We start from the raw sequence: 13,640 nt of genomic DNA, 5'->3' as shown, positions 1-13,640 counted from the left end.
TCCCAGACTAAGCATGACGGGATACCTCGGGTTTTGATGTAACAGGAGTAGGAGACTCACTAGCCCAAACACGCAATGGTTGAGATAAGCTAATCGCACTTGAGGTGAGGTCCACCTTTAACCTTCCAGTCCACAACATATAGTGGAAAAGACGCTTGACCCCTTTGTATTCTATGAAAATAGCCCTTGATGCTCTTTCTAACAGCGCCTTGAGGGGTATTTGGTCAGTCTTGGACCCTGCTAGAAAATTGATGAGATTGCTAATATTCTTATCCGTGGGTAACGATGGATGAATTTCCGCATAAGTCCTGAGGATCACGAGATTTGAAATTTTGGTATGGGGAAGATTTTCATGAAGGACCAGCTTCCAAGGCACCTTTCTCATGGACCAGTATTTCTCTTCGATCTCAAGCTTTTCTTCCATCCGACGCTGCTTCGGTAGGTCAGCATCTTCAAATTCCTTCCTGTATTTTACTGAGCGCGCAGCCAGCCTCTCTTCGCCATCCGAGTCGATGAAAGTGACGAGGAAATCTGTAGTCATGACCACTGGAACATTAGTACCAGGATAAACTGGATGTCGGTAATTCAAACTTGACGCAATCGCCTGGGTCTCAGCTTGGGTTAGCAGGGGGAACTGCTCACGGATGTCGATGATAGAGGGATCCTGCTCGAGGATCAGATGGAAATCACGCTCAGCGTTGGATAGCAGGTGATGAGCGCGCTGGAATTTCTTACTCGGTACGATGTGCGAAACCCCGCGCGATTTGATCTCCCAGACTTTGATCCAAGGCGTATAGTCTCCCCTGACCCCAGACCCACACCCTGATTTAATTTTTCTATCGATCTTTTGCTGCGTCATCAGCCTCCTTGCGGCAGGCTTCGGCGATATATCTGGCACAGATGTCATTTCACGAGTCGCTCATCGTTGGGCGACCCACTCAATCGGAACGGCACAGAACGGTTGTGGCGTGTGAAATTCAAGAGCGGGCTCAGCCAGGACAGCAGTCACAGCGGGTGCATAAGTATTGTGATCCTTGTCCCCACAGAGGTGCTCATAGCCCGACAAGCGGCGGGCTAGAACCCTGTGACAACCTTTATTAGCTTATGACAACCTTTATTCTTTTGTGACAACCTTTATTCTTTCAAAACACTAAAGGATCTGCTGTGGAGAACCTATTCCACAGTGACCGACTTGGCCAGGTTACGCGGCTGATCGACGTCGGTGCCTTTCAATACAGCGACGTAATACGACAGCAGCTGTAATGGAATGGTATAGAGGATCGGTGCCAACGCATCAATGATGTGCGGCATGGCGATGACGTGGGTGCCTTCGCCGTTGCTCATGCCCGCCTGTTCGTCAGCAAACACGATTAGCTCGCCACCACGGGCGCGGACTTCCTGCAGATTGGATTTGAGCTTTTCCAGCAGTTCGTTATTTGGCGCCACGGTGACCACCGGCATATCGCTATCCACCAATGCCAACGGACCATGTTTGAGCTCGCCAGCCGGGTAAGCTTCAGCGTGGATGTAAGAGATTTCCTTGAGCTTGAGTGCACCCTCCATGGCCACCGGGAATTGCGCGCCACGGCCAAGGAACAAGGTGTGGTTCTTTTCGGCAAACAGCTCGGCGACTTTCTCGATCGTGCCATCCATCGCCAGGGCTTCACCCAGACGGGTTGGCAGGCGGCGCAGCTCTTCAACCAACTCGGCTTCAACGCCTTCACCCAATGTGCCTTTGACCTGGCCCAGGGATAGCGTCAGTAACAGCAGGCCAACCAGTTGCGTGGTGAAGGCCTTGGTGGACGCGACGCCGATTTCCGGACCGGCTTGAGTCAGTAACGTCAGATCCGACTCGCGTACCAGCGAACTGATGCTCACGTTGCAAATGGCAAGGCTGGCCAGGAAGCCCAGCTCTTTGGCATTACGCAGCGCGGCCAAGGTATCGGCGGTTTCACCGGATTGGGAAATCGACACGAACAGGGTGTCCGGCTGCACCACTACCTTGCGGTAGCGGAACTCACTGGCCACTTCCACCTGACACGGAATACCGGCCAGACCTTCGAGCCAGTAACGGGCAACCATCCCTGCGTGATAGCTGGTGCCACAGGCGACGATCTGTACGTTGCGTACTTTGGCGAACAACTCTGCCGCTTGCGGACCAAATGCCTGAACCAGAACCTGCTGCTGCCCCAGTCGACCTTCCAGCGTGCGCTGCACGACTTTTGGCTGCTCGTGGATTTCCTTGAGCATGAAGTGGCGGAACTCACCTTTGTCAGCCGCTTCGGCGCCTTCGCGGTATTGCACGACTTCCCGTTCTACCGGCAGACCATCAACGGACCAGATCTGCACGCTTTCACGACGGATCTCCGCGATATCGCCTTCTTCCAGGTACATGAAGCGGTCGGTGACCTGACGCAGGGCCATTTGGTCGGACGCGAGGAAGTTTTCCCCAAGACCGAGGCCGACCACCAGCGGGCTGCCGCTGCGTGCAGCCAGCAAGCGATCAGGCTGTTTCGCGCTGATCACGGCCAGGCCATAAGCGCCATGCAGCTCCTTGACCGCTGCTTTAAGCGCCACAGTCAGGTCCGGCGTGTCTTGGAGTTTGTGGTGCAGCAGGTGGACGATGACTTCGGTGTCTGTATCTGACGCAAAGACGTAGCCCAGACCTTTGAGGCGCTCGCGCAAGGGTTCGTGGTTTTCAATGATGCCGTTGTGGACCACCGCCAGCTCGTCGCCGGAAAAATGCGGGTGAGCGTTGCGTTCGCAAGGTGCGCCGTGAGTCGCCCAGCGGGTGTGTGCAATACCAAGACGCCCCATCAGAGGTTCGCCAGCCAATGCTTGTTCGAGCTCACTGACCTTGCCGGAACGACGGCGACGCTCAAGCACGCCCGCGTTACTGAAGAGCGCCACGCCCGCACTGTCGTAGCCACGGTATTCCAGGCGCTTGAGGCCTTCGAGCAAAATGGCGGTAATGTTGCGTTCAGCAACGGCGCCGACGATTCCACACATAACTTTTCTCCTAGCTGACAGCGGCACAAATCAGGTTTATGCCGCGGGCTTGTATCTGTTCGCGTGCCTCGAGGGGCAGGCGATCATCAGTAATCAGGGTATGGATGCTGCTCCAGGGCAACTCCAGATTGGGGATCTTGCGTCCAACTTTGTCTGCTTCGACCATCACCACCACTTCCCGGGCGACTTCGGCCATGACTCGGCTAAGGCCCAGCAGCTCGTTGAATGTCGTGGTGCCGCGAATCAGATCGATACCATCGGCACCAATAAACAGCTGATCGAAATCGTAAGAACGCAGTACCTGTTCAGCGACCTGGCCTTGAAACGACTCGGAATGCGGGTCCCAGGTGCCGCCGGTCATCAACAATACCGGCTCATGTTCCAGCTCACTCAGGGCGCTGGCGACGTGCAACGAGTTGGTCATCACCACAAGACCAGGCTGCTTGCCCAACTCAGGAATGAGGGCGGCGGTGGTGCTGCCACTGTCGACAATGATTCGAGCGTGTTCGCGGATTCTCAGTACGGCGGCACGGGCAATGGCCTGTTTGTACTTGGAAACCGGCGTTGCGGTTTCGCCGATCAGCTCTTGTGGCAAAGTAATCGCCCCGCCATAGCGACGCAGCAGCAGGCCATTACTTTCCAATGCGGCCAGATCCTTGCGAACCGTAACCTCGGAAGTTTCGAAGCGTTTAGCCAGCTCATCCACACTCACTTCGCCCTGTGCATTGAGCAAGGCGAGGATGTTATGTCTTCTTTGAGGGGTATTTCGTTTCGACATGAGGGGTATTTGATTTCGTTTCGAAAGATATCGAAGGCAATCAAAACCTATTGAGGGGGATTGGTCAAGGGCGGAACACGGATTAGATTTTCCCGGTGGGAGCGAATTCATTCGCGAAGGGGCCTTTCAGACATTACCGCAGTGCCTGACGCCCCGTTCGCGAATGAATTCGCTCCCACAAAAACACAATCAACTCAGACTCTGTATGTGGATAACTCAGTCCTTCTTGACCTTCACTGGCCGCTTCCAGCCATCAATATTGCGCTGGCGAGCACGACCTACGGCAAGCTGGGACTTATCCACATCCTGAGTAATGGTCGAGCCTGCCGCTGTATTGGAGCCATCACCAATTGTCACAGGTGCGATCAGCGAGTTGTTCGAACCGATGAACACATCTTCGCCAATCAGCGTTTTGTGTTTGTTGGCGCCGTCGTAGTTGACAGTGATGGTCCCGGCACCCACGTTGGTGCGAGCGCCAATCACCGTGTCACCCAGATAGGTGAGATGGCCAGCCTTCACGCCTTCGCCCAGGTGGGCGTTTTTCAACTCCACAAAGTTACCCACATGAGCTTTGGCTTCCAGCACGCTGCCAGGGCGCAAGCGGGCGAACGGACCGGCATCACTGCCCTCGCCCATGATCGCCCCATCCAGATGGCTGTTGGCCTTGATGACAACGCCTTTGCGCAGGGTGCTGTCTTTGATCACGCAGTTGGGACCAATCACCACGTCATCTTCGATGACCACACGGCCTTCCAGAATGACGTTTATGTCGATGAGCACATCGCGGCCCACGGTTACGTCACCGCGCACATCGAAACGTGCCGGATCGCGCAATGTCACGCCCAGCGCCATCAGTCGGCGAGCTTCGCGCTGCTGATAGTGGCGCTCCAGCTCGGCCAGCTGCTTGCGATCATTGGCGCCCTGCACCTCCATGGCATCGTGGGGCTGCTCGGTAGCGACTACCAGCCCCTCATTAACTGCCATGGCGATCACGTCAGTCAGGTAATACTCGCCTTGAGCGTTGTTGTTCGACAGCCGGCCCAGCCAGTCAGCCAGGCGTTTACCCGGTACCGCAAGAATGCCGGTATTGCCTTCGGTAATGGCTTTCTGGACGTCGGTCGCGTCCTTGTGCTCAACGATTGCACAAACCCGGTTGTGCTCATCGCGCACGATACGGCCGTAACCGGTTGGATCGTCCAGGTTAACGGTCAACAAGCCCAATTGCTCAGGGTTCACTTTCGTGAGCAGGCGCTGCAGAGTTTCGACTTCAATGAGTGGGACATCGCCGTAAAGAATCAGCACGATATCGGCGTTCAGTGCTGGCAGCGCTTGAGCGACGGCATGGCCTGTACCCAGTTGTTTTTCCTGCATCACGAAATTCAGATCATCTGCCGCCAGTCGCTCTTGGACAACATCTGCCCCATGACCAATGACGACATGGATGCCCTTTGGGGAAAGCTTACGGGCGCTGTGGATAACATGCCCAAGCATCGAATCGCCAGCAACAGGGTGCAAGACTTTAGGGAGTGCCGAGCGCATGCGTGTGCCTTGGCCGGCCGCGAGAATAACGATATCGAGAGACATGAGGAGTTCCAACTGAGCGCGCCAATTCGCTTAACAACAAGCGTCGGCTGATCCTGAAAAAAGAAAAAGGGTAGCCGAGGCTACCCTTTTACTCAATCGCGCAGAAAAGTGGCGACGGATTAACCGCCGTACTTCTTGCGAATTTGCTGAACGGTACGCAGCTGAGCTGCGGCCTCGGCCAGACGAGCAGTTGCAGATCCGTAATCGAAATCCGCACCTTTTTCGTTCAGGGCCTTCTCGGCTGCCTTGACGGCTGCCTGAGCAGAGGCTTCGTCCAGGTCATCAGCACGTTGCACAGTGTCGGCAAGCACCTTGACCATGTTCGGTTGAACCTCGAGGAAACCACCGGAGATGTAGAACACCTCCGCTGCTCCGCCCTGCTTGATCAAGCGGATCGGACCTGGTTTCAGATCAGTGATCAGCGGCGCGTGGCCTGGAGCGATACCGATATCACCCAGGTTACCGTGCGCAATCACCATCTCGACCAGACCGGAGAAAATCTCTCCTTCCGCGCTGACGATATCGCAATGGACTGTTATAGCCATTTGCTTGCCTCGACCTGATTAGCGCCCGTTGCCGGGCGCTGGGATTACAGTTTCTTGGCTTTCTCGATCGCTTCTTCGATGCCGCCGACCATGTAGAACGCTTGTTCTGGCAGGTGGTCGTAGTCACCGTTGAGGATGCCTTTGAAGCCAGCAATGGTGTCTTTCAGGGAAACGTATTTACCCGATGCACCAGTGAAGACTTCAGCCACGAAGAACGGTTGCGACAAGAAGCGCTGGATCTTACGAGCACGGTTAACCAACTGTTTGTCGGTCTCCGACAGCTCGTCCATACCCAGGATCGCAATGATGTCCTTCAGCTCTTTGTAACGTTGCAACACGTACTGTACGCCGCGAGCGGTGTCGTAGTGTTCCTGGCCGATAACGTTTGGGTCCAGCTGGCGCGAAGTCGAATCCAGTGGATCTACCGCTGGGTAGATACCCAGGGAAGCGATGTCACGGGAAAGTACGACGGTTGCGTCCAAGTGAGCAAACGTGGTCGCTGGCGACGGGTCAGTCAAGTCATCCGCAGGTACGTATACCGCTTGGATGGAAGTGATCGAACCGTTTTTGGTCGAAGTGATGCGCTCTTGCAGAGTACCCATCTCTTCAGCCAGGGTCGGCTGATAACCTACTGCGGAAGGCATACGGCCCAGCAGTGCGGATACTTCAGTACCGGCCAGTGTGTAACGGTAGATGTTGTCGACGAACAGCAGAACGTCGTTACCTTCGTCACGGAACTTCTCGGCCATGGTCAGGCCAGTCAGTGCTACGCGCAGACGGTTACCCGGCGGCTCGTTCATCTGACCGTAAACCAGTGCCACTTTGTCCAGAACGTTGGAGTCCTTCATCTCGTGGTAGAAGTCGTTACCCTCACGAGTACGCTCACCCACACCGGCGAACACGGAATAACCGCTGTGCTCGATGGCGATGTTACGGATCAGTTCCATCATGTTTACGGTTTTGCCTACACCGGCACCACCGAACAGACCGACTTTACCGCCTTTGGCGAACGGGCAAACCAGGTCGATAACCTTGATGCCAGTTTCGAGCAGGTCGTTGCCGCCAGCTTGCTCAGCGAAGGACGGCGCAGGACGGTGAATGCCCCAGCGTTCTTCGGTGTCAATCGGGCCAGCTTCGTCGATCGGGTTGCCCAGTACGTCCATGATCCGGCCCAGAGTCGCTTTACCGACCGGTACGGAGATGGCGGAACCGGAGTCTGTAACTTCCAGACCACGCTTCAAGCCCTCGGTGGAGCCCATCGCAATGGTACGAACCACGCCGTCGCCCAGCTGCTGCTGAACTTCCAGGGTGGTTCCTGCCGCGCTTTGAACTTCCAGCGCGTTGTAGATGCTCGGTACGCTATCGCGTGGGAATTCCACGTCGATCACGGCGCCGATGATTTGAACGATACGTCCGCTACTCATTAGCTGGTTCCTCTAATATTTGAACCGTTAAACCGCGGCAGCGCCGCCGACGATTTCCGAGATCTCTTGGGTGATCGCTGCCTGACGCGCCTTGTTGTAGATCAGCTGCAAATCGCTGATCAAATCACCGGCGTTGTCTGTGGCGTTCTTCATCGCGATCATCCGCGCTGCTTGTTCAGCTGCGTTGTTCTCGACCACCGCCTGGTACACCTGCGACTCAACGTAGCGAACCATCAAGCCATCCAGCAGCTCTTTGGCATCGGGTTCGTAGAGATAGTCCCAGTGGTGCTTGAGTTTCTGATCCGGGGTTGCCACCAGCGGAATCAGTTGTTCCACCGTTGGCTGTTGCGTCATGGTGTTGATGAACTTGTTGGATACCACGGACAGGCGATCAATACGGCCATCCAGGTAGGCATCCAGCATCACCTTGACGCTGCCGATCAAATCATTGATCGACGGCTCTTCGCCCAAGTGGCTGATCGCAGCGACGACGTTACCGCCGAAGTTGCGGAAAAATGCCGCACCTTTGCTGCCAACAACGCACAGATCGATCTCTACGCCGTTTTCACGGTTTACCGCCATGTCCTTGACCAGAGCCTTGAACAGGTTGGTATTCAAGCCACCGCACAAACCACGGTCACTGCTCACTACGACATAACCGACACGCTTTACTTCGCGCTCGATCATGAACGGGTGGCGGTATTCCGGGTTGGCGTTGGCCAGATGACCAATCACCTGGCGGATGCGCTCCGCGTAAGGACGGCTAGCAGCCATGCGCATTTGAGCCTTGCGCATTTTGCTGACCGCCACTTTTTCCATGGCGCTGGTGATCTTTTGCGTGCTTTTGATGCTCGCAATCTTGCTGCGAATCTCTTTTGCGCCTGCCATGTAACACCTATCAGGTTAGCAAGCGGGAGCCTCGCGGCCCCCGCTGCGGCTTACCAGGTTTGGGTGGCCTTGAACTTCTCGATACCGGCTTTCATGCCAGCGTCGATTTCGTCATTGAAGTCACCCTTCACGTTGATCTTCGCCATCAAATCGGCGTGATCGCGGTTGAAGTAAGCAATCAGCGCTTGTTCAAAGCTGCCAATCTTGGCGATTTCGATGTCGGTCAGGAACCCACGCTCAGCGGCATACAGCGACAGCGCCATGTCAGCGATCGACATTGGTGCGTATTGCTTCTGCTTCATCAGCTCGGTAACGCGCTGACCATGCTCAAGTTGCTTACGGGTCGCTTCGTCCAGATCAGAAGCGAACTGGGCGAATGCCGCCAGTTCACGGTACTGAGCCAGAGCGGTACGGATACCACCGGAGAGCTTCTTGATGATCTTGGTCTGAGCGGCACCACCCACACGGGATACCGAAACACCGGCGTTCACAGCTGGACGGATGCCAGAGTTGAACATGGCCGATTCCAGGAAGATCTGACCGTCGGTGATGGAAATCACGTTGGTCGGAACGAACGCGGAAACGTCGCCAGCCTGAGTTTCGATGATCGGCAATGCGGTCAGGGAACCGGTTTTGCCGGTCACTGCGCCATTGGTGAACTTCTCTACGTACTCTTCGGAAACACGCGATGCGCGCTCCAGAAGACGGGAGTGGAGATAGAACACGTCGCCTGGGTAAGCTTCACGGCCTGGTGGACGGCGCAGCAGCAGGGAAATCTGGCGGTAAGCCACTGCTTGCTTGGAGAGATCGTCATAAACGATCAGCGCGTCTTCACCGCGGTCGCGGAAGAATTCACCCATGGTGCAACCCGAGTACGGTGCAAGGAATTGCAGCGCAGCGGATTCGGAAGCACTGGCAGCTACGACGATGGTGTTAGCCAAGGCGCCGTTTTCTTCGAGTTTGCGAACAACGTTGGCGATGGTCGATTGTTTCTGACCGATTGCTACGTATACGCAGAAGATGCCGCTGTCTTTCTGGTTGATGATTGCGTCGATGGCCAGAGCGGTTTTACCGATCTGACGGTCACCGATGATCAGCTCACGCTGGCCACGGCCGACTGGAATCATGGCATCGACAGCCTTGTAGCCAGTCTGTACAGGCTGGTCTACCGACTTACGCCAGATCACGCCTGGAGCAACTTTCTCGACCGCATCGGTCTCGGTGTTGTTCAGCGGACCTTTGCCGTCAACTGGATTACCCAGTGCGTCGACTACGCGACCCAGCAGTTCCTTACCAACCGGAACTTCGAGGATGCGGCCTGTGCACTTGGCGCTCATGCCTTCAGCCAGAGTCGTGTATGCGCCCAGTACAACGGCACCTACAGAGTCTTGCTCAAGGTTCAGCGCCATACCGTAGACGCCGCCCGGAAACTCGATCATCTCGCCGTACATTACGTCGGCCAGACCGTGAATCCGCACGATGCCGTCAGATACGCTGACGACAGTGCCTTCGTTACGGGCTTGGGAGGTTACATCGAGCTTGTCGATGCGACCCTTGATGATTTCACTTATTTCGGAAGGATTGAGTTGCTGCATTGCTCTGCTGCCCCTTCAAACTCAAGATTTCAATGCTTCGGCTAGTTGCGCGAGTTTGCCGCGAACTGAGCCATCGATAACCAGGTCGCCGGCGCGGATTACGACACCACCGATAAGGGTGGCATCCTCCGCAGCATGCAGGCGCACTTCCCGGCCGAGCCGTGCACTGAGAACCTTGGCGAGTTTGTCTTGCTGTTCTTGGTTCAATGCAAAAGCACTGATGACATCCACATCGACCGATTTTTCCTGCTCAGCCTTGTACAGGTCGAACAGTTCGGCGATCTCCGGCAGAAGCGGGAGACGGTCGTTTTCAGCAACGACGTGGATGAAATTCTGTGCCTTGGCATCGAACTTGTCGCCACACACTTCAATAAAAGTGGTGGCCTTGTCTGCGCTCGTCAGTCGCGGGGCCTTGAGTACGCGCTGCATGGTGTCGTCTTGCGACACCGCTGCAGCCAGGCCGAGCATGGCTGACCAATTGGCCAGTTGCTGGTGGGCCTGGGCGTGCTCGAAGGCTGCCTTAGCGTAAGGTCGGGCCAACGTGGTCAGTTCTGCCATGATCGCCCTCGCTTAAATTTCAGCAGCCAGTTTATTAACCAGCTCCGCGTGCGCGTTTTGATCGATTGTGGCACCCAGGATCTTCTCTGCGCCACCGACCGCCAGGCTACCCAATTGGGCACGCAGCGCGTCTTTGACACTGTTCAGTTCCTGCTCGATCTCGGCCTGAGCCTGAGCCTTCACACGGTCAGCTTCAACGCGAGCCTGTTCACGGGCTTCGTCGACAATCTGAGTACCGCGTTTCTTGGCTTGCTCAATGATTTCAGCTGCCTGAGCTTTTGCTTCGCGCAGTTGATGACCCGCTTTCTCTTGGGCCAACTCCAGGTCGCGAGCTGCTCGGCTGGCAGCGTCCAGTCCATCCGCGATCTTCTTCTGACGTTCGTGCAAAGCCGTAATGACCGGAGGCCAAACGTACTTCATGCAGAACAGCACAAAAATGAAGAACGCAACGGACTGGCCAATCAGGGTTGCATTAATGTTCACGCCAACACCTCGCTCGTTCGTTGTCCATCACACCAATCACCTCGAAAATTCGAGAGATTAGCCAGCGAGTTGACCAACGAAGGGGTTCGCAAAGGTGAAGAACAGAGCGATACCAACACCGATCATGGTCACGGCGTCGAGCAGGCCGGCAACGATGAACATTTTGACCTGCAGCATTGGAACCATTTCTGGTTGGCGAGCTGCGCCTTCCAGGAACTTGCCGCCCAACAGGCCGAAGCCAATTGCAGTACCCAGTGCGCCCAGGCCGATCAACAGTGCAACAGCGATAGCGGTTAGACCAACTACAGTTTCCATCTTTCCTCCCGACTTTTACGTCGTATTGGTTAGGTTTTTTTAATTTAAAGCGGTAAAACAAATCGTTAATACATCAGCCTTCGCGGTAACCCGCTAGCGGCTTCCTCCCGCCGAAGCGAGAGGTACATCAGACGCGCCAGGCGAGTCTTAATGGTTATCTTCGTGAGCCATCGAGAGGTAAACGATGGTCAGCATCATGAAGATGAACGCCTGCAAGGTGATGATCAGGATGTGGAAAACAGCCCACGCCCATTGCAGAACCACGCCCAGACCGCTGAGCCACAGGAGGCCGCTGCCGAACATGACGGCGATCAGGATAAATACCAGCTCGCCAGCGTACATGTTGCCGAAAAGACGCAGAGCCAACGAAATCGGTTTGGCGATCAGTGTCACGAATTCAAGCAGGAAGTTCACCGGAATCAACAGCGCCTGAACAAAGATGTTCTTGCTGCCGAAAGGGTGCAGGGTCAGTTCGCCGATGAAGCCGCCGATGCCCTTGACCTTGATGCTGTAGAAAATGATCAGCGCAAACACCGACAGGGCCATACCCAGGGTCGCGTTTGGATCGGTAGTGGATACGGCACGGAAGAACGTGTGCTCATTACCGGTGATCATGATCGCAACCTGAGGAATCCAGTCGACCGGGATAAGGTCGATGGCGTTCATCAGGAAAACCCAGGCGAAAATGGTCAGCGCCAGCGGTGCAATCACCGGGCTGCGGCCATGGAAGCTGTCTTTCACGCTACCGTCAACGAACTCGACCAGCACTTCAACGAAGTTCTGCAAACCGCCAGGCTGACCAGAAGTTGCCTTCTTGGCTGCCATACGGAAGATCAGGACGAAAATCAGACCCAGTGCAACCGACCAGCCGAGAGTATCGACGTGGAAAGCCCAAAAGCCCATTTCCTTCGCTTCTGCTGCGGTGTGGGCAAAACCCCAACCGCCATCTGGTAGCTGACCGAAGGTCAGGTTCTGCAAGTGGTGCTGGATATAGCCCGAAGCTGTTTGCTCTGCCATGTGTGCCTCAAACGCCCTAAGGTCTCGAAAGTCTTGTTCTCATCAACAGGGGAGCGAACCAGCTGACCAATTGGGTCAACATGAACACGCCGAATACAGCTAGCGGCGCCAGTGGCTTCACACCTGCGAACGTCAGTGCAAAAAGCACTGCCGTCAAAATCAGCTTGCCTGCCTCGCCGGCGTAGAAAGACCGGACAATGGCTTGCGCTGCTCTAGCACCGGAAAACCGGAAAGCCTTGTGAGCAAAATACAAATTGGGCAGCCATGCTATCAGGCCTCCGCAAAGCCCCGAATATCCGGCTACGACTCCGTGCCACTGCCACAGCGCCAAGGCTGCCAGCAGCAGGACAATAAATTGAGCCAGCAGTACTGGAAAAACCGCCAGGCGATGGAACGGCAAGCGGTTTGGCATGCGTGTTTCCATCACAACTGCTCCTCGTGCATCGGCCGCCAAAATCAATAACTTGGCATAATTTGTGCCGACAAAATGCGCGCAGAGTATAGGGGCGGTTCAGCCCCTATTCAACTGTCAGGTAGTGATTTCCGACTACACGCTACAGCGCAATTGTTTCAGCGGATGTGTGCGAGCACACCCTGAAGCTCATCAAGGGAGTTATATCGGATCACTAATTGACCCTTGCCCTTCTGTCCGTGGCGAATTTGCACCGAGGAGCCCAGCCGCTCGGCGAGCCGCTGCTCCAGCCGGCTAATGTCCGGATCGGTCTTTGCCGGCTCGACAGCGGCGGGTTTACCACTCAGCCACTGCCGCACAAGTGCTTCAGTCTGACGAACTGTCAGACCACGTGCGACAACATGTCGCGCCCCTTCCACCTGCTTTTCTTCGGGTAAACCGAGCAAAGCACGGGCATGACCCATTTCAAGGTCACCATGGGAGAGCATGGTTTTGATGACGTCTGGTAGAGCGATAAGGCGCAGCAGGTTGGCAACACTGACCCGCGACTTGCCCACTGCGTCTGCCACTTGCTGCTGGGTCAGCTGGAACTCTTGCTGCAACCGTTGCAGAGCAACCGCTTCCTCGATGGGATTCAGGTCTTCGCGCTGGATGTTTTCGATCAGTGCCATCGCAATGGCGGTTTCATCGGGAACATCGCGAACCATGGCCGGAATGGTTTCCATCCCCGCCTGCTGGCTGGCACGCCAGCGACGTTCGCCAGCAATAATTTCAAAACGGTTATCGGCGATCGGACGCACCACGATCGGCTGCATCACGCCCTGGGCCTTGATCGACAGGGCCAGCTCTTCGAGCGCCTGAGGATCCATGTCCCGGCGCGGCTGATACTTGCCTCGCTGAATCAGGTCCAGTGGAACATGCTGCAATTCGCGCTGATCAGCTTTGACGGCCTGCTCTTCCAGCGAACTGACGGTTGGACTGCTCAGAAGTGCGTCCAGCCCACGTCCGAGACCTCTTTTCTTGACGGCCATG

Annotated in this window: 14 protein-coding genes; all 14 read right to left on the bottom strand. The window is 55.7% G+C overall.

The window, feature by feature from the left end; translation table 11 throughout:
- Nucleotides 1-7: 7 nt before the first annotated feature.
- The 14 genes from IV01_RS13115 to IV01_RS13180 all read right to left on the bottom strand — a co-directional run bounded on the left by IV01_RS13115 (nt 8) and on the right by IV01_RS13180 (nt 13,639).
- On the bottom strand, nt 8-859 hold the full coding sequence (locus IV01_RS13115; protein ID WP_032628516.1) for a TnsA endonuclease N-terminal domain-containing protein: 852 nt from the start codon (nt 857-859) through the stop codon (nt 8-10).
- 314 nt (nt 860-1,173) lie between these two features.
- The gene (gene glmS / locus IV01_RS13120) at nt 1,174-3,009 is read right to left on the bottom strand and encodes a glutamine--fructose-6-phosphate transaminase (isomerizing) (protein WP_032628515.1); all 1,836 of its coding nucleotides are present in this window, start codon (nt 3,007-3,009) and stop codon (nt 1,174-1,176) included.
- A gap of 10 nt (nt 3,010-3,019) precedes the next feature.
- Complete coding sequence (locus IV01_RS13125; protein ID WP_032628514.1) at nt 3,020-3,787, bottom strand: DeoR/GlpR family DNA-binding transcription regulator; 768 nt, start codon at nt 3,785-3,787, stop codon at nt 3,020-3,022.
- A gap of 216 nt (nt 3,788-4,003) precedes the next feature.
- On the bottom strand, nt 4,004-5,371 hold the full coding sequence (gene glmU / locus IV01_RS13130; RefSeq protein WP_032628513.1) for a bifunctional UDP-N-acetylglucosamine diphosphorylase/glucosamine-1-phosphate N-acetyltransferase GlmU: 1,368 nt from the start codon (nt 5,369-5,371) through the stop codon (nt 4,004-4,006).
- A gap of 119 nt (nt 5,372-5,490) precedes the next feature.
- A complete protein-coding gene (locus IV01_RS13135; protein WP_032628512.1) occupies nt 5,491-5,916 on the bottom strand; it encodes a F0F1 ATP synthase subunit epsilon in 426 nt (141 codons plus the stop codon).
- 44 nt (nt 5,917-5,960) lie between these two features.
- A complete protein-coding gene (gene atpD, locus IV01_RS13140; protein WP_032628511.1) occupies nt 5,961-7,340 on the bottom strand; it encodes a F0F1 ATP synthase subunit beta in 1,380 nt (459 codons plus the stop codon).
- Between the two features lie 27 nt (nt 7,341-7,367).
- Nucleotides 7,368-8,228, bottom strand: coding sequence for a F0F1 ATP synthase subunit gamma (atpG, locus tag IV01_RS13145; protein ID WP_024686633.1), 861 nt, complete (start codon nt 8,226-8,228; stop codon nt 7,368-7,370).
- 50 nt (nt 8,229-8,278) lie between these two features.
- Entirely contained in the window at nt 8,279-9,823 is a 1,545-nt protein-coding gene (gene atpA, locus IV01_RS13150) for a F0F1 ATP synthase subunit alpha (protein ID WP_032628510.1), read from the bottom strand.
- Nucleotides 9,824-9,844: 21 nt separating this feature from the next.
- The gene (locus IV01_RS13155) at nt 9,845-10,381 is read right to left on the bottom strand and encodes a F0F1 ATP synthase subunit delta (RefSeq protein ID WP_032628509.1); all 537 of its coding nucleotides are present in this window, start codon (nt 10,379-10,381) and stop codon (nt 9,845-9,847) included.
- A gap of 12 nt (nt 10,382-10,393) precedes the next feature.
- Nucleotides 10,394-10,864: a F0F1 ATP synthase subunit B gene (locus IV01_RS13160; protein ID WP_032628508.1), complete on the bottom strand. Its 471-nt coding sequence runs from the start codon at nt 10,862-10,864 to the stop codon at nt 10,394-10,396.
- Nucleotides 10,865-10,921: 57 nt separating this feature from the next.
- Nucleotides 10,922-11,179, bottom strand: coding sequence for a F0F1 ATP synthase subunit C (gene atpE, locus IV01_RS13165; protein ID WP_002555987.1), 258 nt, complete (start codon nt 11,177-11,179; stop codon nt 10,922-10,924).
- A 147-nt stretch (nt 11,180-11,326) separates the two neighbouring features.
- Complete coding sequence (gene atpB / locus IV01_RS13170) at nt 11,327-12,196, bottom strand: F0F1 ATP synthase subunit A (RefSeq protein WP_032628507.1); 870 nt, start codon at nt 12,194-12,196, stop codon at nt 11,327-11,329.
- 16 nt (nt 12,197-12,212) lie between these two features.
- Nucleotides 12,213-12,620, bottom strand: coding sequence for a F0F1 ATP synthase subunit I (locus IV01_RS13175; protein ID WP_032628506.1), 408 nt, complete (start codon nt 12,618-12,620; stop codon nt 12,213-12,215).
- Between the two features lie 146 nt (nt 12,621-12,766).
- On the bottom strand, nt 12,767-13,639 hold the full coding sequence (locus IV01_RS13180) for a ParB/RepB/Spo0J family partition protein (RefSeq protein WP_032628505.1): 873 nt from the start codon (nt 13,637-13,639) through the stop codon (nt 12,767-12,769).
- Nucleotide 13,640 lies beyond the last annotated feature (1 nt).

Source organism: Pseudomonas syringae, assembly GCF_000737245.1.
In the GTDB taxonomy this organism is placed as follows: Bacteria; Pseudomonadota; Gammaproteobacteria; order Pseudomonadales; family Pseudomonadaceae; genus Aquipseudomonas; species Aquipseudomonas syringae_J.
This window is presented reverse-complemented; position numbering and strand designations above follow the sequence as displayed.

Coding starts and splice junctions, on each gene's coding strand:
- IV01_RS13115 (WP_032628516.1), bottom strand. CDS start 859: ATGACGCAGCAAAAGATCGATAGAAAAATTAAATCAGGGTGTGGGTCT.
- glmS (WP_032628515.1), bottom strand. CDS start 3,009: ATGTGTGGAATCGTCGGCGCCGTTGCTGAACGCAACATTACCGCCATT.
- IV01_RS13125 (WP_032628514.1), bottom strand. CDS start 3,787: ATGTCGAAACGAAATACCCCTCAAAGAAGACATAACATCCTCGCCTTG.
- glmU (WP_032628513.1), bottom strand. CDS start 5,371: ATGTCTCTCGATATCGTTATTCTCGCGGCCGGCCAAGGCACACGCATG.
- IV01_RS13135 (WP_032628512.1), bottom strand. CDS start 5,916: ATGGCTATAACAGTCCATTGCGATATCGTCAGCGCGGAAGGAGAGATT.
- atpD (WP_032628511.1), bottom strand. CDS start 7,340: ATGAGTAGCGGACGTATCGTTCAAATCATCGGCGCCGTGATCGACGTG.
- atpG (WP_024686633.1), bottom strand. CDS start 8,228: ATGGCAGGCGCAAAAGAGATTCGCAGCAAGATTGCGAGCATCAAAAGC.
- atpA (WP_032628510.1), bottom strand. CDS start 9,823: ATGCAGCAACTCAATCCTTCCGAAATAAGTGAAATCATCAAGGGTCGC.
- IV01_RS13155 (WP_032628509.1), bottom strand. CDS start 10,381: ATGGCAGAACTGACCACGTTGGCCCGACCTTACGCTAAGGCAGCCTTC.
- atpE (WP_002555987.1), bottom strand. CDS start 11,179: ATGGAAACTGTAGTTGGTCTAACCGCTATCGCTGTTGCACTGTTGATC.
- atpB (WP_032628507.1), bottom strand. CDS start 12,196: ATGGCAGAGCAAACAGCTTCGGGCTATATCCAGCACCACTTGCAGAAC.
- IV01_RS13175 (WP_032628506.1), bottom strand. CDS start 12,620: ATGGAAACACGCATGCCAAACCGCTTGCCGTTCCATCGCCTGGCGGTT.
- IV01_RS13180 (WP_032628505.1), bottom strand. CDS start 13,639: ATGGCCGTCAAGAAAAGAGGTCTCGGACGTGGGCTGGACGCACTTCTG.